Here is an 18,371-nt window from a genome sequence, read left to right as displayed (position 1 = left end):
GCATGCATCCTCAAGGCGAAAGTAGGTAGCCGCTGCGATAGGCTTCGGTGCCCGCGACGTGCGCGATCACCATGCCGGCAGTGGCCATGCGTCGCAGCGAACGGGCGTACATCAGCCCGGCGGCGGTGCAATGAACGGGAGTGACGAGATCGCTGATCGGATCAATGATTTCGGCGATCTGCTGCCCGGCTTCGAGGTATTCCCCCGGTAGCGCGGTGAACACCAGCAGCCCGCCCACCGGCGTCGCCACAGGTTCAACGCCGGCCAGCGGCGTGGCAGGGTAGGGCAGTTCAGGCAGCGGCGCCGGTTCGCCGGCAATGGCCCCGAAGTGAATCAGGTAATCGATCAGCGCCTGGCAATCGAGACTGGCCAGCGGGTGATTGACGTCACCCTGGCCGCGCAATTCGACGGTGACCGAAAAGCTGCCCAGCGGAATGTCGAATTGCTCGCCGAAGCGTTCTTTCAACTGCCACCAGAGCAGGGTGAAGCATTCATCGAACGACTGACCGCCGGAATCGGTGGCCAGCAGGCTCGCTTCGGCACCGATGTAACGGGCCAGCGGCTCGACCTGCGGCCAGGCTTCGGGCGTAGTGTAGAGGTGCGCCACGGCTTCGAAATCGCAATGCAGGTCCAGCACCATGTCCGCATCACAGGCCAGCCGTTGCAGGGTCAGGCGCTGGGATTGCAGTTGGGTGCCGGCAGTCTGTGTCGCCAGCGCATTGCGCAGGCTGCTGCGGATCAGTTCGAGGTTGTGCTGCGGATCATCGCCAAGCTTGCCGTCGATCTCGTTGCCGACGGCCTCGCTCAAATCGACGAACCAGCGGTTGAAGTTCTGCCCGCTTTCGAGCTCGTAGCGGCCCAGCGGCACATCCATCAACACTTGTTCCAGGCCAGCCGGGTTGGCTACCGGCACCAGCACGATCTCACTGCGCAGGTGGCCGGCGGCTTCCAGTTCCGCCAGGCGTTGCTTGAGGTGCCAGGCCACCAGCATGCCGGGCAATTCATCGGCGTGCAGGGATGACTGGATGTAAATCTTGCCTTTGGCCGACGAGGGGCCGAAGTGGAAGCTGTGAATCTGTCGCGCGGTCCCCGGCAGCGGGGCCAGCAGGTCATGAATCTGGTGGCGCATGTTTGTCTCTTTATCCCTAAAGCGGGTCCTAGTGGGTAGGCCCGAGGAAGGCCAGCCAGCGGCGTTCGGCGAGGCGGAACAGGCCGACGAGCGCGAAGGTCACGGTCAGGTAGATCAGCGCGGCGATGCCGAACGACTGGAAGGTCAGGAAGGTCGCCGAGTTGGCGTCCCGCGCGACTTTCAGGATGTCCGGGATGGTCGCCGTGAACGCCACGGTGGTCGAGTGCAGCATCAGAATCACTTCGTTGCTGTAATAAGGCAGCGAACGACGCAGGGCTGAGGGCATGATCACGTAGGCATACAGCTTCCAGCCTGTCAGGCCATAAGCCTTGGCGGCCTCGACTTCACCGTGATTCATGCTGCGGATCGCCCCGGCGAAAATCTCCGTGGTGTAGGCGCAGGTGTTCAGGGCGAATGCCAGGATGGTGCAGTTCATCGCATCGCGAAAGAATGCATCGAGTACGGGTTGCGCGCGCACGGCGGCCAGGCTGTAGATCCCGGTGTAGCAGATCAGCAGCTGGATATACAGCGGCGTGCCACGGAACAGGTAGGTGTAGAACTGCACCGGCCAGCGGACGTAGAAGTGCGGCGAGACCCGGGCGATGGACAGCGGGATCGAGACCAGGAAACCGAAGAAGATCGAGGCGCTGAGCAACCACATGGTCATGGCCAGGCCGGTGATGTTGTTGCCGTCGCTATAAAGGAAGGGCTTCCAGTATTCCTGCAGGAGTTCGATCATCGTACGGCCTCCCGGGAACCGGCGGCGTAGCGGCGTTCGAGCCAGCGCAGGACGACGTTGGAAGCACTGGTGATCGCCAGGTAAATCAGCGCGGCAAGCACCAGGAAGTAGAACAGTTGATAGGTGCTTTTGCCGGCGTCCTGCGCGGCCTTGACCAGGTCGGCGAGGCCGATGATCGAGACCAGTGCGGTGGCCTTGAGCATCACCATCCAGTTGTTACCGATACCCGGCAATGCAAAGCGCATCATCTGCGGAAACACCACGATCCAGAAGCGCTGGCCACGTTTGAGGCCATACGCGGTGGCGGCTTCGACCTGACCCCGGGGCACTGCGAGGATCGCGCCGCGGAAGGTTTCGGTGAAATACGCGCCGTAAATGAAGCCCAGGGTGATGACCCCGGCGCTGAATGGGTTGATCTCGATGTATTCCCATTCCATGAAGTCGGTAAACGTCGTCAACCAGGTTTGCAGGCTGTAGAAAATCAGCAGCATCAGCACCAGGTCCGGCACACCGCGAATCAGCGTGGTGTAGACCTGCGCGGGTATGCGCGCCAGTTTGACTTTTGACAGCTTGGCACTAGCGCCGAGCAGGCCGAGCAGAACGGCCACCAGCAGCGACAATGCCGATAATTTGATGGTCATCCAGGTGCCTTCCATCAGCAACGGGCCAAAGCCCTTGAGGCTGAAGGCTGAGAGCCCCAGATTTTGTAGTAGGTTTTCGAACATAAATCAGCAACCTGATCGGATGAAAAAAGCGCCCATCACGAGATGGGCGCCGGGCATTATTTGCCGCTGTACAGATTCAGATCGCCAAAGTGTTTCTTTTGAATCTCGGCGTATTTGCCATCATCGTGTAACGCTTTGATACCTTTATCCAAAAGCGCTTTCAGCTCGGTGTTACCTTTCTTAATACCGACAGCCGTTTTGGCCGGCAGCAATTCGTTGTCGACCGGCTTGCTGACTTCGTAATTGGCACCTTGTGGCGACTTCAAAAAGCCCAGTTCGGCCTGCAGCATGTCCTGGATGCCGGCGTCGAGACGACCGGAAGTCAGGTCGGAATACACCTGGTCCTGGTTGGCGTAGGCCTGGGTTTTCACGCCCGCCTTGTCCAGAACGGCTTTGGCATAGGCTTCCTGGATGGTGCCTTGTTCGTAGCCGACGGTTTTGCCCTTGAGCGAAGCGACGTCTGAGGTTATGCCAGAACCTTTTTTGGACACATAAGCGGTAGGGCCGGAGAACAGCTCGCTGGAGAAGTCGATGACTTTTTCGCGGGCCGGGGTGACGGTCATCGAAGAGATCACACCGTCGAATTTATTGGCCTTGAGGCCCGGAATCATGCCGTCGAAATCGCTTTCGACCCATTTGCACTTGACCTTCAGCTCGGCGCAGATCGCGTTCCCCAGATCGATGTCAAAGCCCACCAGGCTTCCGTCGGCCGCTTTGGACTCGAACGGAGCATAAGAAGGGTCAACGCCAAAACGCAGTTCTTTGTATTCCTTTGCCATGGCGGAGCCAGCAGCCATGCACAACGCCAGTGCAGAAAGGGTCAGCAATGCTTTTTTCATTATTCAATCCCTAAGAACCAATATGAGCGCTTGTGGCGCAGAATTATTGTTACTGGAAAGCGTAAGACCAAGTGAAAGTAGCAATTTCCGAACCAGAGTCCCGAACAAGCGTTTTAAAAGGTGATTCAAGAAATGGCAACAGGAGATTTATGCACGAAATCGGGCGTAGTGAAATAGCTGCACCAAGTTAGTTCGGATTGGCACAAAACCTTGTAGGAGCGAGCTTGCTCGCGATAGCGGAATGTCAGGAGAATTTATACCAACTGATACACCCTAATCGCGAGCAGGCTCACTCCCACAGGGGATAGGGGTTAGCCCAACAGGTCTTGCAAAGTTGCGAGGTTGTCGGCCTCTTCGACGGACTTGTCCTGGCGCCAGCGCAGCATTCTTGGAAACCGCACGGCGATCCCGCTCTTGTGGCGTTTGGACAGGGCAATGCCCTCGAACCCCAGTTCAAACACCAGACTCGGCCTGACGCTGCTGACCGGCCCGAATTTTTCTACCGTGGTCTTGCGCACGATGCTGTCGACCTGGCGCATTTCCTCGTCGGTCAGCCCTGAATAGGCTTTGGCGAAGGGCACCAGCGTTCGTTCGCGGGCATCGGGCGGGCCGTCCCAGACCGCGAAGGTGTAATCGCTGTAGAGACTGGCCCGACGGCCATGGCCGCGCTGCGCGTAAATCAACACCGCATCGACACTGAAAGGGTCGACTTTCCATTTCCACCAAGTGCCCATGTCCTTGGTCCGGCCGACGCCATACAGCGCATCCCGGGCCTTGAGCATCATGCCTTCGACGCCGCGGCTGCGCGAAGACTCGCGTTGTCGGGCGAGGTCGAACCAGTTTTCACCGGTGAGCACCGGCGAGGCCAGCAATACCCGGTTGTTGCAGGTGGCGATGACTTGCTCCAGCTGAGTGCGGCGCTTGTACTGAGGTTGATTGCGCCAATCATCGCCAGCCCATTCCAGCAGGTCGTAGGCGAGGATGGCCACCGGCACTTCTTCCAGGATTTTCCTGTCGAGGGTTTTGCGGCCAATCCGCTGTTGTAGCAGGGCGAAAGGTTGCACCGCAGGCGAGGCGGGTGATTGTGGATCGAAGGCATCCTGTGTGCCGGATTGCGCGGGTTTCCAGACAACGATTTCACCGTCGATGACCGTGCCGTCCGGCAGGCCATGCACCAGGCTGTCGAGTTCGGGAAACCGCTCGGTGACCAGCTCTTCGCCCCGGGACCAGATCCACAGGCGCCCCTCGCGCTTGACCACTTGGGCGCGAATCCCGTCCCACTTCCATTCCACCTGCCAGTTGCTGGCCGGACCCAACAGGCCTTCGAATTGCTCGACCGGTTGCGACAAGGCATGCGCCAGGAAAAACGGATACGGCTGACCGCCCCGTTGGGCATGTTCGTCGCTGGATTCGGCCGCGATCAGCTTCAGGTAACTGGCAGCACTCGGACGGTTGGACAGATCGGTGTAACCGACCAGCCGCTGGGCCACGCGTTTGCTGTCGAGCCCGGCCATGGATGCCAAGGCGCGAGTGACCAGCAGCTTGGACACACCGACGCGAAAACTGCCGGTGATGAGCTTGATGCAGAGCATCAGGCTATGACGGTCCAACTGCGCCCATAGCGCAGGCAAGCGTTGAGCGAGAACTTCCGGCGATTCGCCGCGCAGGGGCAGCAGTTTGTCTTCGATCCATACCGCCAGCCCGTCAGTGGAGCTGTGCAAGGCTTCCGGCAGGACCAGCGAAATGGTTTCTGCCAGGTCGCCAACCGCCTGGTAACTTTCTTCGAACAACCAGGGCTGGAGACCTGAAAACTCCACCGCCAACTCTCGCAGCACCCGCACTGGCACCAATTGCCGAGGCCGTCCGCCGGACAGGAAATACACCGCCCATGCTGCATCCTGTGGCGCAGCCTGAGCGAAGTAGGATTGCATCGCGGCCAGTTTGGCGTTGCTTGAAGTGGTCGCGTCGAGTTCGGCATACAGCTCGGCGAAGTCTTTCATGGCTGCACCTCGGCGGTGTCGGGTTCGGTTAACGCAGCGTCTTCCTCATCATCGCCGTACTCGGTGCTGAAGCTTTGAGCATCCAGGCCCTGTTCGCGCAGATGACGCACCAGCACGCCGACCGAACCGTGGGTGACCATCACCCGTTCCGCTCCGGTCTGTTCGATGGCCCAGAGCAGGCCGGGCCAGTCGGCGTGGTCGGAGAGTACGAAGCCACGGTCAACACCGCGTCGCCGGCGCGTGCCGCGCAAACGCATCCAGCCGCTGGCGAAGCCGTCGCTGTAGTCGCCAAAACGCCGCATCCAGGTGCTGGCACCCGCCGATGGCGGGGCGATGACTAGCGCCTTGCGCATGATCGGGTCGCTTTTTTGGACGTCGCCGGCATAGATCGTGGGCGGTATATAAACGCCGCTTTCACGATAAACCCGGTTCAGCGGCTCGACCGCGCCGTGCACCAGAATGGGGCCGAGGCTGGCGTCGATGCCGTGCAAGATTCGCTGGGCCTTGCCGAAGGAATAGCACAACAGCACGCTGGTTCTGTCGGCCGCCGCATTGGCCTGCCACCACTGATTGATCTCGGAAAAAACCTGCGCCTGAGGCTGCCAGCGATAAATCGGCAGGCCGAACGTCGATTCGGTGATGAATGTGTGGCAACGCACCGGTTCGAACGGCGCACAAGTGCCATCCGGTTCGATCTTGTAATCCCCGGAAGCGACCCAGACTTCACCGCCGTATTCCAGGCGCACTTGTGCCGAACCGAGTACATGGCCCGCCGGATGAAAACTCAAGGTGACGCCGTGGTGCAGCAACCGCTGGCCATAGGGCAGGGTTTGCAGGTTGATGTCCTGTCCCAGTCGCGCACGCAATATCCCTTCGCCGGGTGCGGCCGCCAGGTAATGCTGATTGCCACCGCGGGCGTGGTCGCCGTGGGCGTGGGTGATGACGGCACGCTCGACCGGCCGCCACGGGTCGATATAGAAATCGCCGGCGGGGCAGTACAAACCTTCAGGACGCGCGATAACAAGATCCATGTTGTTACCAAAATGGAGGGACTTGTTAGCTATGAGGTTTGCGCGAAGCCAGAAGTTCTATCGAAATTTCATGGGCGATGAAATGATCGTTCCCACGCTCTGCGTGGGAATGCCTCAAGGGACGCTCTGCGTCCAGTGACGCGGAGCGTCACGGGCTGCATTCCCACGCAGAGCGTGGGAACGATCAGTGGCAGGGGGAGGGGTTATTTCCCGGGTGTCAGGGTCAACCGGGTATTGCCGTAAACCTTGTCGAAGTTCTGCGGCTGCATCGGCAGGCTCATGTATTGCCCTTTGAGCCAAGGATCAACGCTGTTCAGGTAATTCGGGCTCGCCGGGTTGCCGGATTGCCCCGTGCCGTTCTGCCCCATCAACGGTTCGGCCTGGGCGAAATCGACGATAAAGCGCATGGCGGGCGCCAGCGTCGTATTGAAATCCTGGCCCCAAGCGAACGCCGACGTGTTCAGCGTGGTGTGATCGCCACCCGCTGCGAGAGGACCGCGTACGGTCTGGCCGCTGGCATTCTTCCATTCATAGCGGTGCAATTTGCCCCATTGCCAGGCCTTGTGATCGCCACCCAGTTGACTGTCACCGGCGCTGATCACCGCTGCCAGACTGCGGGCGAGGATGGTCGGCTTGTCTTCTTTTTGTGGCGTGCGCACGTCATCCCAGAACGGGCTGTCTTCACGCCCCAACAGGTGATCGGCCTGTGCCGCGTAGGACAACTTGCCGTTGGCGATAAAAGCTTTCCACGCCGGGCTGGTTTCCGGGCCCAGTTCGTCGAGGAAGATCTGCTTGGCGCTTTCCTGCAGGAACAGCTCGTAAATCGCCGCGTCGGCGGAGGTCTGGCTGAGTTTGCCGTCAAACGCAATCAGGCGCGTATAAGCCTCGTGCGCCTTGGCGCGATCGGCAACGGGCAACGCTTCGATGGCCTGTTTGAGCGGCTGGGCCATGCCCGGGGCTTCAAACATCTTTTTCAGTTTGGTGGCGAAGGTGGTGGTCTGGTCGTATTGCATCGCGATCATGCTGCGCGTGTCGTGTTTGCCCACGCCGGCCAGTTCGGCCATGCGTTCGCCACGCTCCGGCGCCGACCATGAATTGGACAGCTGCATGCCATAGCCATGGGGAATGACCCGCTGGTTGGCGGTGCCGAGCCAGCCTTGGGCCGGGTCCTGATCATACGGGTGCAGCATCGGGTCGGCGTAACCGTCCCAGTCGTAACGGCCTTCCCAGCCCGGCGACGGCAGCAGGCCTTCGCCTTCGCGACGGTTCGGGTAGCGACCGGTGACCTGCCAGCCGATGTTGCTGGCGTCGGCGAACACCAGGTTCAGGGCGATGGCGCGGATTTCCCGACTGGCGTCCGAGGCTTTCTCGACGGTTTGGGCGCGCGACAGATCGAAAAACGCGTCCAGGGTCTTGTCGTCAGTGAAGCTTGGCGTCTGCAGGGCCAGGCCCAGACCATTGGCCAGCGTTGTGCCTTGGGCGCTGTTGAGCAACGGCCCGTGGCGGGTTTCATACACCGCTTCGCGAATCGGCTGCCGGCCTTTGACGAAGTAGGTTTCGTTGCGCACGACCACTGGTTGCCATTTGCCGTTGACCTCATAGGTGAGGCCATTGCCCTGGCGTTTGATTTTTTCCAGGAACAGGTCCTGGTTGTCGCCCATGACTGCCGTCATGCTCCACGCCACTTTGCCGTTGAAACCGCCGAGGACCATCGGCAAACCGGCAACGGTCACGCCAGAGGCCTGGTATTTAGGGGCGCGAATCTGCACGTAACTGAATAATGACGGCACGCCCAACGGGCCATGAATGTCGCTGGCCAGCAGGCTTTTGCCACTGCGGCTGCGTTGCGGGCCGATGGCCCAGTTGTTCGACGAGGCGGCGCCCAGCAGGTTCAGGTCGGACAGTTGGCCGGTGGCTTTGCTGATCTCGGTCAGCCCTGGAATGGCGCTATTGAGTTTGATGCCTTGAAGTTTTTCGGCCTCAGCGACCGGCAGTTTTTCATCGGGCGCGGACGGCGTCAGCCACGGGAGCTTGTCGGTGGTGACCTTCTGGGCCAGCACCAGCGAGGCGATTTCTTCTGGCAGGTTGGCGGACTGGCTGAAGTTCAGCAGGCAAAAAATCAGCGCCGAGTCTTCCGGTTTCCAGTACTCAGGCTTGTAGCCCGTGGCCGCGAGGTCGGCTGGCAGCTTGTCGCGGTAGCGGAACAGGTAAGCGTTGACACCGCGGGCATAGACTTCAAAGAAGCGTTTCAGGCGCGGCGAAGAAGCCTTGTACAACTCACCGGCGCTTTTCTTCAGATTGACTGCACGCATGTAGCGGTCGGCATCGAGCAGGTCGGCACCGGACATTTCCGCCAGACGGCCTTCGGCCAGCAGGCGCAAGGTGACCATCTGCGTGATGCGGTCGCTGGCGTGGACGTAACCGAGGCTGAACAGCGCGTCGTGGAAGCTGTTGCTTTCGATCAACGGCATGCCCATGGCATTTCGGCGCACCGAGACGTTCTGTGCCAGGCCCTTGAGCGGTTGCACGCCGGTGGTCGGCGGGAGGGTGTCCTGAGTGTTCCAGGTCTGACAACCGGTCAGGCTCAAAACACTGGCTACTGCTGCGGCAACGCCGAACCGGGGAATGAAATGTGTAAGGGCTGGCGAGGCCATGGCAAAGCTCCTGCGGGGGTAGAGGCGCAATAAAGCCGCTACGTTAGTGAGCAGGAGGGGACCGCGCAAGCGGCGGCAGGGTTATTTCTTCACGATGATCGTTCCCACGCTCTGCGTGGGAATTCAGCTCGGGACGCTCTGCGTCCCAAAAGCGGACGCGGAGCGTCCGTTGCGGCATTCCCACGCAGAGCGTGGGAACGATCCTGGGTCAGGGTTTTGGTGGATTCACCTTGGCAGCCAGCGCGTAGGCCTTCACCGTCGCCGGACGATCCTGGATGTGGTTGAACCAGCGCAACACATTCGGGAAGTCTTCCAGGTTCTGGCTCTGCCATTTGTGGGAAACGATCCAGGGGTAAATCGCCATGTCGGCAATGCTGTATTCGCTGCCGGCAACAAACGCGTTGTTCGCCAGTTGCTTGTCCAGAACCCCATACAGGCGAGCGGTTTCGTCTACGTAGCGTTTGATCGCGTAGGGGATTTTCTCCGGCGCGAACTGGCTGAAGTGATGATTTTGCCCGGCCATCGGCCCCAGACCGCCCATTTGCCAGAACAACCACTGCAGCGCTAGCTGGCGACCACGCAAGTCTTTGGGCAGGAACTGGCCGGTTTTCTCTGCCAGGTACAGCAAAATTGCTCCCGATTCGAACACCGACAACGGTTCGCCGCCATCGACTGGCTCATGGTCGACGATGGCCGGGATCCGGTTGTTCGGGGAGATTTTAAGAAAATGCGGCTGGAACTGCTCATTTTTGCTGATGTTGATCGGGTGCACGTTGTACGGCAGGCCGGCTTCTTCCAGGAAAATCGAAATTTTGTGGCCGTTGGGGGTAGTCCAGTAATACAGGTCGATCATGCAGTACTCCAAATCAAGAGACGTCATTAGGGTCGGACAGCGACCGCGGGCATCAGGTCGTCCTGTTTGCGTTCGAGGGCTTGCCTGTAAGAGGAGGTGATGCTCAAGTGCGTGAAATTCAATGACCTTGTGTGAGAAAAGTCGGCATGGAGCTCAAGACCAACGCAGCGTTGATCATCATCGACCAGCAAAAAGGCATCCTGCAGCCCAGATTGGGTCGTCGAAATAATCTTCAGGCTGAGGAACGAATTCTCGATTTGCTCGCGTATTGGCGGCGCACCGGGCGCCCGGTGATTCATGTGCAGCACCTGTCCCGTTCACCGGATTCAGTATTCTGGCCTGAGCAATCGGGTGTGGAGTTTCAGGAGCGGTTCACCCCACAGAGTGGCGAGCAACTGATTCAGAAGCAGGTGCCGGATGCGTTTTGTGCCACAGGGTTTGCAGCGAGTTTGCGCGAGGCGGGGATCGATCAGTTGGTGATTGTCGGTGTTGCAACCAACAACTCGGTCGAGTCCACGGCGCGAACGGCCGGTAACCTGGGGTTTGACGCCTGGGTGGCGGAGGATGCGTGCTTCACGTTCGACAAGGCGGATTATTTTGGTCAGCTGCGATCAGCCGAGGACGTGCATGCGATGTCGCTGGGGAATTTGCATGGGGAGTATGCGACGGTCGTCAGCAGCACGCAGATTTTGATGGCTGGCTGAAAACCTGTGGGAGCGAGATTGATAGTGAGTGTGCCGACGTCATCGCGAGAAGGCTCGCTCCCACAGGGATCTTCGTCGTTCACAGAACCAGTGTGGGAGCGGGCTTGCCCGCGATAGCGATTCAACAGGCGAAAAAGAATTTCGCCCCAAGCATTACGCGCCGTGGCACTTCTTGAATTTCTTGCCGTTGCCGCAAGGGCAAGGGTCGTTGCGGCCAACGTCTTTCAGGGCGTTGCGCACCGGTTCCTGGTGAGCGTGGCCGCAGTTCGGGCCGTGGACATGGCCATGGTCGTGATCATGGTGGTCGTGATGGTCATGATCGTGGTTGCAGTCAGGACCATGGACATGGGGTTGCTGGGTCATCGGGTTTTCTCCGGAATTAAATCGGCGGGGATTATCACGCCATTGCGCGCCAGGTGCACGTAGTGCGCGATGAATAAGCCGGTTTCCAGTTCACCTTCCAGACGATAGGGGATCGGTTGATCGGGTTTTTTCAGCATTTTCACCAGATCCCGGACCTTGGGCCACAAGTTGGTGCGGATCGGCACCTTGAAGTAAGCGCTGTGTTTGGGGCCGACCGTGAACCAGTGTTCGTGTTCGCCTTCGGTCAGCAGCATGTCGCCCAAGTGAATGCGGTACTCAAGGCTGCGCACGGTCAGGTCGCTGTCGTTGGGGTTGTCGACGCGAAAGTGCAGGATGAATTTCTGCTCCAGCAGCTTGGCCCGCACGACTTCGACCTGGACAAGATGCACTTGCGGGTCCGGCTCATCGTTGCTGAACCACGACGCGCAGCCGCTGAGTCCTGACAGCAGGAACAAGGTGAACAGATAGCGTGCGAGTCGCTGGGTCATCATGGCGGTATTTCTCCCTTGAGCCCCAGTCTAGACGGAAAAGATCACCGCCTTCACCGCTGCTGAATGGGGCGGCGCACTACTGGCGATGCGCAGCGATCCTTTTAGCTCACCTCATGCGCCGAAATACCCTGCGCAACACTTCTTGAATTTCTGCCCGCTGGCGCACGGACAGGCGTCATTGCGCCCGGCCTTGAGTGGCACGGTGGGGTCGATGAAGTACCAGTGGCCGGCGTTCTGCACGAACGAAGAGCGCTCGCGATGGCTGTGTTCGCCAGTGCCGTCGTGCCAGCGCGCGGTAAAGGTCACGAACGCATGTTCCGGCTGGCCGCCAAATACCTCGGAGCTTTCCACCTCAAGACCCAGCCAGGTGCTTTGCGCGCTCCAGTCACTGATGGATTTGCGATCCAGGCCTGCCTGCTGCGCGGGCAGGGTGGTCGCCACCAGATAGTCGATCAGCCCCAGCACATAAGCGCTGTAGCGCGAGCGCATCAAGGCTTCGGCACACGGCGCCGGATGCCCGGCGTGGTAATGGCCGCAGCAGGCGTCGAGCAGGGTGCCGCTGCCGCAAGGGCAAATGGATGTACTCATTGCGGTTACCACCAGTATTTCCCGAAGTTTTCCGGATTGGCCCAGAACCTTGAATTGAGCCAGTCGGGCACCTGTTTGTAGTCAAGCAGATCGTAAGTAAACAGCGTCAACACTTGTTCGTCGCGCTGGAAGCGTTCGCTGGCTTGCAGGGCCAGGGAAAAAAAGTCCGTCTCCTGCCAGCCACTGGCCGGCAAATCCGCCAGCACTGCAATACGGCTGGCGTTGAGGTTGCGGATCCCTCCCAGCAAGTTCAGACCGTCGCGCTTGGGCAAGTGTTCGAGGCAATCGACCACCAGCGCAAGATCAAACCGTTGCGCCGCCAACTCGGTCGGCAACGGGCCGGGCGTGGCGTGCGCGACGCAACTTTCAGGGTGCGCCAGCTTGAAGGCTTCCAGGGCGGGGAACTCGCTGGCGCCAATCAACAGCAGACGCGCAGGGGCGTAACGATCAAGCAAAGCGGCCAACGCCTGCTGGGGCGTGCGCGAAGAAATACCTGCAATCATCGAAGATCCTCATTCAGAGTCGCCAAGACTAGCCTGCCCAAACGTCCGGGCCTAGAGCGGGTTTGCCCTAAAAGCTGTCATCTGACGTGAACACGGGGCGAAAAGAGCAATGGCCTATTGCTGGCGGAGATTAAAACTCCGGTCTTTACTCCCTGAATCGGTTCTAAGCCGATCCTTCAGGAGAAAACTAGATGAGCATAGTTCGGACAGCATTACCCTTGGTTCTGCTAACCAGTGTGTTAACTGGTTGCGCAGGTTTGCAGAAAACCGACTGGCCGACCTGTGCGGCGGTCGGCGGTGTCGTGGGTGCTGGTCTCGGCGCGACCGAGAGCTCGGCATGGGCTGGGTATGGTGCACTGCTGGTCGGTGGCACGGCAGCAGCCTATTGCTGGGTTCACGGTGATGGCGACGAAGACGGCGATGGTGTGCCGGATAGCCGCGACAAGTGCCCGGGTACTCCTCGTGGCGTTAAGGTCGATGCCAACGGCTGCCCTCCACCGGCACCTGCACCTGTGGTCGAAGAGGCAGCGGTGGTCAAGGAAGAAGTCATTGTCATCCGCGATGTTCACTTCCAGTTCGACAAGGCCACGCTCACGCCTTCCGATAAACAAGTCCTCGATAAAATCGCCACCCGCCTGAAACAGGAGGCACCTACCGCCAGATTGACCGTGACCGGCCATACCGACAGCGTGGGCAGCGATGCCTACAACCAGAAACTGTCGGATAAGCGTGCTCACTCGGTGGTTGAATACCTCATCCAGCAAGGCGTGCCACGCAGCAGCTTCGTATCGGTAACCGGTGCCGGTGAAAGCCAGCCGGTGGCTGATAACAAAACGGCTGACGGCCGTGCCATGAACCGTCGCACTGAAATCAAGATCGACCGCTAGGCCCCTTCCGCTCCGCGGCTTGTGCAGTCGCGGATGCGGGTCTTTACTCCTGTGTAACCGGTATGGACCGGTGACACAGGAGCTTTCAATATGAGCGTTCTCACAAGGACCGTCTTGCCGGTTCTGCTACTGGGTAGCCTGTTGACCGGTTGCGCAACTCACAGCGATGGCACCGCCCCCCTCAATCAACGTACCTGGCCGATCTGCAGCGTCATTGGCGGACTGGTCGGCGGAGGATTGGGCGCGCTTGAAAGTGGCGGCTGGGCAGGCGGTGGTGCGGCGCTCGGGATCTTGACCGGTGGCTTGATCTGTTACGCCCAGGATGGCGATGAGGACGGTGATGGTGTCTTCGATCGACGTGATCGTTGCCCCGATACGCCCGCCAACACACCTGTTGAACACCATGGTTGTCCGCTGCCGCAGTACCCGGCCAGCGTGAAACCTGTCGAAGTTGTGCAACCCGAAGTCATCACCCTGCCCAGCGATGTGCTGTTTGCCTTCAACAAATCTGACCTGAGTCCCTCTGCGAAGAGTCAGCTGGATTCAGTGATGTTTAAACTGCAACTTGCCGATGTGGTGAGCATCAAGGTAGTCGGTCACACCGACAGCGTCGGCTCAGCTGAATACAATCAGGCACTTTCGGAGCGTCGCGCCAGCAGTGTGGCGGCTTATCTGTTGAGCCAGGGCATTGCGCCGAGCAAGCTCACCAGTGAAGGCAAGGGCAAAAGCCAGCCGGTGGCCGATAACGATACTGACGAAGGGCGTGCGAAAAACCGTCGCGTGGAGTTGCACATTAATCGCTAAGCCGCGAAGTAGAGCCGTCGGGTGACAATGACAGTAAATCCGACGGCCATTCGGCGGCCTTCATGAAGAATTATCCGTTGCCCACTGGCGTATTCCTCGCGGAAGCCGTTACTGTGCGCGCAAAGAATAATTCTCAACGGGGGAGCGTATGAAGGTGTTTTGGGGCCTGGGGAAGTTATTGACCCTGCTGTTCTGGCTGGTGGTGCTGGTCAATCTGCTGACGCCGTTTGTCAATCCGCTGCACCTGTTGGTCAATATGGCCGGCAGTCTGTTGGCGGGACTTCATCTTCTTGAGGCGGTGTTCTGTTTCCGCAGCCTCAGGGGACGCGCTCATCCTTGGGGCGATCGCCTGCAGATCCTGTTTTTCGGCGTATTCCACCTGCAAACCCTCCCGGCTCCGACCGCATCGAAGGCTTCCCATGCGTAAACTCTGTCTGCTCGCCGCTCTCATCAGTCCATTGGCCTGCGCTCAGGTGGTCAGTGTCCAGACCAACTCGCTGATGCGCTTGCCCAACACCGCCAGCACCTTGCAGCTGGAGCGGCTGGAAGTCGCCGATTACGGCACTTTGCTGATTCCTTCAAACGTGACCGAGTTGACGGTTGGCGATTTGCATCTGGGGCGTGAAGCGCGGATCGCGATCGTGCCCAGTGAGCAGGCGCTGGAATTGAAAGTCAGTCGTGCCGAGCTGTCTGAGGGCAGCCAGATCACCGCGCGTGGCGCGCCGGGGACTTATCTCAAGGCCGCCCGCGCGGGACGTAACCTGAATTTGCAGATCAAGGCACTGAATGCGCCGCTCCTGTCGGTGGATGCTCGCGGTGGTGCGGGCGCGCCAGGGTTTGTCGGCCTTGACGGCGCCAACGGCGAGGCACCGGGATGCACCTGGGGCCAGGCAGGTCGCGGTGCCGATGGCAGCGACGGCAGTGATGGCCAGCCAGGAGCGCCGGGTGCGTTGGTCAGGCTGGAAGTGCCACGCGATTACCCGGCGCAACAGATCAAGGTTCAGGTGGCTGGCGGTGCCGGTGGCCTCGCCGGTCCCGGCGGCAAGCCGGGCGCTGGCGGCAAGGCCAAGGGCTGCTTCGTTTACAAGACCGATGGCGGCAAGAACGGGCATCCTGGCGTCGATGGACAACCAGGGCCTGCTGGCGCGGCGGGTTCGGTGACGGTTCAGCGGTTGTAAGCGCTGGCCGATAGTTCCCACGCTCTGCGTGGGAAATCAGTCCGTGACGCTCCGCGTCACTGGACGCGGAGCGTCCCTTGAGGCATTCCCACGCGGAGCATGGGAACGATCACGGCCGCGCGGCCGCGATCGCCACCAACGCCAGCCCGACGATCAGATTGATCCCCACCAGCTTGCGAATCTGCCCCAGCGTCGCTGCCCCGGCCGGCCAGTCCTGCGCCACGACCGCCGTGCGCAACTGCGGCAGCAGTAACGCCTGAATACGGATGAACAGCGCCGTCATCACCACGTACAACCCCATCATCACCTGCACATACCGTGGTGCTGTCTCAAACCCGGCGAACTGCAGATGAATCATGCTCACTCCGCTGATGGGCAAAAGCACCACCGCAACCCAGACCCAGCGAAAAAAACCTTGAAACACTTCTACCCACAGCTTCAACCGGGCAGGGCCCTCCAGCGCCTTCATTGCCGCGGGCCGCAGGACCATCCAGGCGAAAAACATGCCGCCGACCCACACCAGGGCGGACAGGACATGCAGGGTGTAAACGATGCCAAAAAGTGTCATTGGGGTACTCCGTTCTGCGCGGGATTAATTAGCGAGGTATGATAGCCGCCGAACCGAACCACTGAAAATTTATCCAGCGTTTTTTGCGCCCGACAATCCATGATCAGCACCGAACTCAAAACCACGATCCAGGGCGCCTATTCGCGTTTTCTTGAAGCCAAGAGCCTCAAGCCGCGCTACGGCCAACGCCTGATGATCGCCGAAATTGCCAAGGTCCTCGGTGACATCGACACCGACGATGAAGGCCGGCGCAGTGGCGACCCCGCGATTGTCGCGGTGGAAGCCGGCACCGGTACCGGCAAAACCGTGGCCTACAGCCTGGCGGCGATCCCCACCGCCAAGGCTGCCGGCAAACGCCTGGTGATCGCCACGGCCACCGTGGCCCTGCAAGAGCAGATCGTCTACAAGGATCTGCCCGACCTGATGCGCAACAGCGGGCTGAACTTCACCTTCGCGCTGGCCAAGGGGCGCGGGCGCTACATGTGCCTGTCCAAGCTCGATATGTTGCTCCAGGAAGGCCACGCACAAACCGCCACGGCGCAGTTGTTCGAAGAAGAAGGCTTCAAGATCGAAGTCGACGAGGCCAGTCAAAAGCTGTTCACCAGCATGATCGAAAAGCTCGCCGGCAATAAATGGGACGGTGACCGCGACAGTTGGTCGACGGCCCTCGAGGACGCCGACTGGGCGCGCCTGACCACCGATCACAGTCAGTGCACCAACCGTCATTGCCCGAACTTCGGCCAGTGCGCCTTCTACAAGGCCCGCGAAGGCATGGGCAAGGTCGACGTCATCGTCACCAACCACGACATGGTCCTGGCCGACCTGGCCCTCGGCGGCGGCGCGGTATTGCCCGATCCGCGCGACACCATCTACGTCTTCGACGAAGGCCATCACCTGCCGGACAAGGCCATCGGCCACTTCGCCCATTACACGCGCCTGCGTTCCACTGCCGACTGGCTGGAAACCACGGCCAAGAACCTCACCAAACTGCTCGCCCAGCACCCGCTGCCCGGCGACCTGGGCAAGTTGATCGAGCAAGTGCCGGAGCTGGCCCGTGAGATCAAGACCCAGCAGCAATTCATGTTCACTGCCTGCGAACAGGTCGCCGATTTCAAACCCGGCGAAGACGTCGAGGGCCGCGAGCGGCCGCGTCACCGATTCGTCGGCGGGGTAATTCCCGAGCACATGCGCGAGATGGGCGTCGAGTTGAAGAAGGGCTTTGCCCGTTTGACCGACCTGTTCACCCGACTGACCGAGCTGCTCAAGGAAGGCATGGACGGCGAGGTCAACATCGGCATCGCCAGCAATCAGGCCGAAGAGTGGTATCCGCTGTTCGGCAGCCTGTTGTCTCGTTCTTCGGGCAACTGGGAGTTGTGGGTCGCGTTCACCGCCGAAGACCCGGAAGACAACCCGCCCATGGCGCGTTGGCTGACCCTGGCCGAAAGCGGTTCGTTGTTCGACATCGAGGTCAACGCCAGCCCGATCCTTGCGGCGGAAATGCTCCGCCGCAATTTGTGGAACGTGGCCTACGGCGCTTTGGTGACGTCCGCGACCCTGACCGCGCTGGGCACCTTCGACCGCTATCGCATGCGCGCCGGGCTGCCGAAAAAAGCCGTGACCGCCGTGGTCCCAAGCCCGTTCCATCACGCCGATGCGGGCGTGTTGCGGGTGCCGGACCTCAAGGCCGATCCGCGTGACGCGCCGGCCCACACGGCGGCGATCATTCGTGATCTGCCGCAACTGGTCGAAGGTTCGCGCGGCACCCTGGTGCTGTTTTCCTCGCGCAAACAGATGCAGGACGTGTTCGACGGACTGGACCGCGACTGGCGCAAGCAAGTGTTCATTCAAGGCAACTTGTCCAAACAGGAAACCCTGAACAAGCACAAGGCGCGCGTTGATGGCGGGGACTCCAGCGTGCTGTTCGGCCTGGCGAGTTTTGCCGAAGGGGTCGACTTGCCCGGTGCTTATTGCGAGCACGTCGTCATCGCCAAGATTCCATTCTCGGTGCCGGACGATCCGGTTGAAGCGGCCCTGGCCGAATGGATTGAAGCCCGTGGCGGTAATCCGTTCATGGAAATCTCCGTGCCGGATGCTTCGCTGAAACTGGTCCAGGCCTGCGGCCGCCTGCTGCGTACCGAAGAAGACCGCGGCACCATCACCTTGCTCGACAGACGCCTGGTCACCCAGCGTTACGGCAAAGCGATCCTCAATGCGTTGCCACCATTCCGTCGTGAAATTTCCTGATACAGGGCTGGGCAATTTTGCCCAACCTGTTGTCTATCTCTCTACCATCGCTTTTCCACTGGCCATCGTTG

At 60.2% G+C, this 18,371-nt stretch carries 19 protein-coding genes; 6 read left to right on the top strand and 13 right to left on the bottom strand.

Features of this window, described 5'->3' with window-relative positions:
• Positions 1-10: 10 nt before the first annotated feature.
• From HNR03_RS06340 to HNR03_RS06305, 8 genes are all read right to left on the bottom strand, one after another.
• Positions 11-1,129, bottom strand: coding sequence for a succinylglutamate desuccinylase/aspartoacylase family protein (locus HNR03_RS06340; protein ID WP_259151650.1), 1,119 nt, complete (start codon positions 1,127-1,129; stop codon positions 11-13).
• Positions 1,130-1,157: 28 nt separating this feature from the next.
• Positions 1,158-1,868 carry an ABC transporter permease gene (locus HNR03_RS06335; protein WP_259151649.1) on the bottom strand — a complete coding sequence of 237 codons (711 nt, stop codon included), beginning with the start codon at positions 1,866-1,868 and terminating at the stop codon, positions 1,158-1,160.
• The gene (locus HNR03_RS06330) at positions 1,865-2,593 is read right to left on the bottom strand and encodes an ABC transporter permease (protein WP_259151648.1); all 729 of its coding nucleotides are present in this window, start codon (positions 2,591-2,593) and stop codon (positions 1,865-1,867) included. The genes HNR03_RS06335 and HNR03_RS06330 overlap by 4 nt, the downstream gene beginning before the upstream one ends.
• Positions 2,594-2,649: 56 nt before the next feature.
• Complete coding sequence (locus HNR03_RS06325; protein WP_259151647.1) at positions 2,650-3,432, bottom strand: transporter substrate-binding domain-containing protein; 783 nt, start codon at positions 3,430-3,432, stop codon at positions 2,650-2,652.
• A gap of 311 nt (positions 3,433-3,743) precedes the next feature.
• Positions 3,744-5,432: an ATP-dependent DNA ligase gene (locus HNR03_RS06320; protein ID WP_259151646.1), complete on the bottom strand. Its 1,689-nt coding sequence runs from the start codon at positions 5,430-5,432 to the stop codon at positions 3,744-3,746.
• Positions 5,429-6,463, bottom strand: coding sequence for a ligase-associated DNA damage response exonuclease (locus tag HNR03_RS06315; RefSeq protein ID WP_222590032.1), 1,035 nt, complete (start codon positions 6,461-6,463; stop codon positions 5,429-5,431). Before HNR03_RS06315 ends, HNR03_RS06320 begins: the two co-directional genes overlap by 4 nt.
• 203 nt (positions 6,464-6,666) lie before the next feature.
• Positions 6,667-9,117 carry a penicillin acylase family protein gene (locus HNR03_RS06310; RefSeq protein ID WP_259151645.1) on the bottom strand — a complete coding sequence of 817 codons (2,451 nt, stop codon included), beginning with the start codon at positions 9,115-9,117 and terminating at the stop codon, positions 6,667-6,669.
• A gap of 208 nt (positions 9,118-9,325) precedes the next feature.
• On the bottom strand, positions 9,326-9,970 hold the full coding sequence (locus HNR03_RS06305) for a glutathione binding-like protein (protein WP_222590034.1): 645 nt from the start codon (positions 9,968-9,970) through the stop codon (positions 9,326-9,328).
• A gap of 146 nt (positions 9,971-10,116) precedes the next feature.
• On the opposite strand from HNR03_RS06305, the gene HNR03_RS06300 reads away from it, so the two are divergent.
• Positions 10,117-10,674, top strand: a complete 558-nt coding sequence (locus HNR03_RS06300; RefSeq protein ID WP_259151644.1) for a cysteine hydrolase family protein — start codon at positions 10,117-10,119, stop codon at positions 10,672-10,674.
• Between the two features lie 153 nt (positions 10,675-10,827).
• Here HNR03_RS06300 and HNR03_RS06295 read toward each other — a convergent pair whose 3' ends face one another.
• The 4 genes from HNR03_RS06295 to HNR03_RS06280 all read right to left on the bottom strand — a co-directional run bounded on the left by HNR03_RS06295 (position 10,828) and on the right by HNR03_RS06280 (position 12,619).
• Positions 10,828-11,037: an SEC-C metal-binding domain-containing protein gene (locus HNR03_RS06295; protein ID WP_007906737.1), complete on the bottom strand. Its 210-nt coding sequence runs from the start codon at positions 11,035-11,037 to the stop codon at positions 10,828-10,830.
• Positions 11,034-11,528 (bottom strand): LEA type 2 family protein, encoded by a 495-nt coding sequence (locus tag HNR03_RS06290; protein ID WP_222590036.1) that lies wholly within the window; start codon positions 11,526-11,528, stop codon positions 11,034-11,036. Before HNR03_RS06290 ends, HNR03_RS06295 begins: the two co-directional genes overlap by 4 nt.
• 111 nt (positions 11,529-11,639) lie before the next feature.
• A complete protein-coding gene (locus HNR03_RS06285) occupies positions 11,640-12,116 on the bottom strand; it encodes a YchJ family protein (protein ID WP_222590037.1) in 477 nt (158 codons plus the stop codon).
• 5 nt (positions 12,117-12,121) lie between these two features.
• On the bottom strand, positions 12,122-12,619 hold the full coding sequence (locus HNR03_RS06280) for a DUF6231 family protein (protein WP_222590038.1): 498 nt from the start codon (positions 12,617-12,619) through the stop codon (positions 12,122-12,124).
• 191 nt (positions 12,620-12,810) lie between these two features.
• On the opposite strand from HNR03_RS06280, the gene HNR03_RS06275 reads away from it, so the two are divergent.
• The 4 genes from HNR03_RS06275 to HNR03_RS06260 all read left to right on the top strand — a co-directional run bounded on the left by HNR03_RS06275 (position 12,811) and on the right by HNR03_RS06260 (position 15,488).
• The gene (locus HNR03_RS06275; protein WP_222590039.1) at positions 12,811-13,506 is read left to right on the top strand and encodes an OmpA family protein; all 696 of its coding nucleotides are present in this window, start codon (positions 12,811-12,813) and stop codon (positions 13,504-13,506) included.
• 90 nt (positions 13,507-13,596) lie between these two features.
• The gene (locus HNR03_RS06270; protein ID WP_259151640.1) at positions 13,597-14,310 is read left to right on the top strand and encodes an OmpA family protein; all 714 of its coding nucleotides are present in this window, start codon (positions 13,597-13,599) and stop codon (positions 14,308-14,310) included.
• A 148-nt stretch (positions 14,311-14,458) separates the two neighbouring features.
• Positions 14,459-14,737 carry a DUF1145 domain-containing protein gene (locus tag HNR03_RS06265; RefSeq protein WP_222590041.1) on the top strand — a complete coding sequence of 93 codons (279 nt, stop codon included), beginning with the start codon at positions 14,459-14,461 and terminating at the stop codon, positions 14,735-14,737.
• Positions 14,730-15,488 carry a collagen-like protein gene (locus tag HNR03_RS06260; protein WP_222590042.1) on the top strand — a complete coding sequence of 253 codons (759 nt, stop codon included), beginning with the start codon at positions 14,730-14,732 and terminating at the stop codon, positions 15,486-15,488. The genes HNR03_RS06265 and HNR03_RS06260 overlap by 8 nt, the downstream gene beginning before the upstream one ends.
• A 109-nt stretch (positions 15,489-15,597) precedes the next feature.
• On the opposite strand, the gene HNR03_RS06255 is transcribed toward HNR03_RS06260, so the two are convergent.
• Positions 15,598-16,056: a CopD family protein gene (locus tag HNR03_RS06255; protein ID WP_259151639.1), complete on the bottom strand. Its 459-nt coding sequence runs from the start codon at positions 16,054-16,056 to the stop codon at positions 15,598-15,600.
• A 99-nt stretch (positions 16,057-16,155) separates the two neighbouring features.
• Between HNR03_RS06255 and dinG the strand changes: the two genes are divergently transcribed.
• Complete coding sequence (dinG, locus tag HNR03_RS06250) at positions 16,156-18,300, top strand: ATP-dependent DNA helicase DinG (protein ID WP_222590044.1); 2,145 nt, start codon at positions 16,156-16,158, stop codon at positions 18,298-18,300.
• Positions 18,301-18,371: the final 71 nt, after the last annotated feature.

Source organism: Pseudomonas sp. JAI111 (genome assembly GCF_024809425.1).
In the GTDB taxonomy this organism is placed as follows: Bacteria; Pseudomonadota; Gammaproteobacteria; order Pseudomonadales; family Pseudomonadaceae; genus Aquipseudomonas.
The sequence above is the reverse complement of the archived record's forward strand: the minus strand, read 5'-3'. Positions and strand labels throughout refer to the sequence as shown.

What these genes read in the sequence shown, in the direction of transcription:
- HNR03_RS06340 (WP_259151650.1), bottom strand. Translation starts at nt 1,129, where the DNA reads ATGCGCCACCAGATTCATGACCTGCTGGCCCCGCTGCCGGGGACCGCG.
- HNR03_RS06335 (WP_259151649.1), bottom strand. Translation starts at nt 1,868, where the DNA reads ATGATCGAACTCCTGCAGGAATACTGGAAGCCCTTCCTTTATAGCGAC.
- HNR03_RS06330 (WP_259151648.1), bottom strand. Translation starts at nt 2,593, where the DNA reads ATGTTCGAAAACCTACTACAAAATCTGGGGCTCTCAGCCTTCAGCCTC.
- HNR03_RS06325 (WP_259151647.1), bottom strand. Translation starts at nt 3,432, where the DNA reads ATGAAAAAAGCATTGCTGACCCTTTCTGCACTGGCGTTGTGCATGGCT.
- HNR03_RS06320 (WP_259151646.1), bottom strand. Translation starts at nt 5,432, where the DNA reads ATGAAAGACTTCGCCGAGCTGTATGCCGAACTCGACGCGACCACTTCA.
- HNR03_RS06315 (WP_222590032.1), bottom strand. Translation starts at nt 6,463, where the DNA reads ATGGATCTTGTTATCGCGCGTCCTGAAGGTTTGTACTGCCCCGCCGGC.
- HNR03_RS06310 (WP_259151645.1), bottom strand. Translation starts at nt 9,117, where the DNA reads ATGGCCTCGCCAGCCCTTACACATTTCATTCCCCGGTTCGGCGTTGCC.
- HNR03_RS06305 (WP_222590034.1), bottom strand. Translation starts at nt 9,970, where the DNA reads ATGATCGACCTGTATTACTGGACTACCCCCAACGGCCACAAAATTTCG.
- HNR03_RS06300 (WP_259151644.1), top strand. Translation starts at nt 10,117, where the DNA reads ATGGAGCTCAAGACCAACGCAGCGTTGATCATCATCGACCAGCAAAAA.
- HNR03_RS06295 (WP_007906737.1), bottom strand. Translation starts at nt 11,037, where the DNA reads ATGACCCAGCAACCCCATGTCCATGGTCCTGACTGCAACCACGATCAT.
- HNR03_RS06290 (WP_222590036.1), bottom strand. Translation starts at nt 11,528, where the DNA reads ATGATGACCCAGCGACTCGCACGCTATCTGTTCACCTTGTTCCTGCTG.
- HNR03_RS06285 (WP_222590037.1), bottom strand. Translation starts at nt 12,116, where the DNA reads ATGAGTACATCCATTTGCCCTTGCGGCAGCGGCACCCTGCTCGACGCC.
- HNR03_RS06280 (WP_222590038.1), bottom strand. Translation starts at nt 12,619, where the DNA reads ATGATTGCAGGTATTTCTTCGCGCACGCCCCAGCAGGCGTTGGCCGCT.
- HNR03_RS06275 (WP_222590039.1), top strand. Translation starts at nt 12,811, where the DNA reads ATGAGCATAGTTCGGACAGCATTACCCTTGGTTCTGCTAACCAGTGTG.
- HNR03_RS06270 (WP_259151640.1), top strand. Translation starts at nt 13,597, where the DNA reads ATGAGCGTTCTCACAAGGACCGTCTTGCCGGTTCTGCTACTGGGTAGC.
- HNR03_RS06265 (WP_222590041.1), top strand. Translation starts at nt 14,459, where the DNA reads ATGAAGGTGTTTTGGGGCCTGGGGAAGTTATTGACCCTGCTGTTCTGG.
- HNR03_RS06260 (WP_222590042.1), top strand. Translation starts at nt 14,730, where the DNA reads ATGCGTAAACTCTGTCTGCTCGCCGCTCTCATCAGTCCATTGGCCTGC.
- HNR03_RS06255 (WP_259151639.1), bottom strand. Translation starts at nt 16,056, where the DNA reads ATGACACTTTTTGGCATCGTTTACACCCTGCATGTCCTGTCCGCCCTG.
- dinG (WP_222590044.1), top strand. Translation starts at nt 16,156, where the DNA reads ATGATCAGCACCGAACTCAAAACCACGATCCAGGGCGCCTATTCGCGT.